Source organism: Cupriavidus basilensis OR16 (assembly GCF_000243095.1).
Lineage (GTDB): Bacteria > Pseudomonadota > Gammaproteobacteria > Burkholderiales > Burkholderiaceae > Cupriavidus > Cupriavidus basilensis_D.
Map to the genome: position 1 here is coordinate 1 of NZ_AHJE01000273.1, position 293 is coordinate 293.

General features: G+C 68.9%; 1 protein-coding gene. It reads left to right on the forward strand.

What is annotated here, in order from left to right:
* A partial coding sequence (locus tag OR16_RS38670; RefSeq protein ID WP_006164835.1) for an SUMF1/EgtB/PvdO family nonheme iron enzyme occupies positions 1 to 293 on the forward strand: 293 nt, incomplete at both ends.

Consider the following 293-nt stretch of genomic DNA (forward strand, 5'->3'; position numbering starts at 1 on the left):
GCGGCGAATTCCTGATGGGCAGCGACCATCAGCTCGCGCAGGCCAACGAGCGGCCGGCGCACAAGGTGCGTGTGCATGGTTTCTGGATGGACCGGCGCCATGTCACCAACGCGCAGTTCGCCACGTTCGTGCGGGCCACTGGCTATGTCACCACGGCGGAGCGCAAGCCGGAGTGGGAGACGCTGCGCGTGCAACTGCCGCCCGGCACGCCGCGACCGCCTGATTCCGCGATGGTGGCCGGGGGCATGGTCTTCGTTGGCACCAACCGCCCGGTGCCGCTGCAGGACTACTCG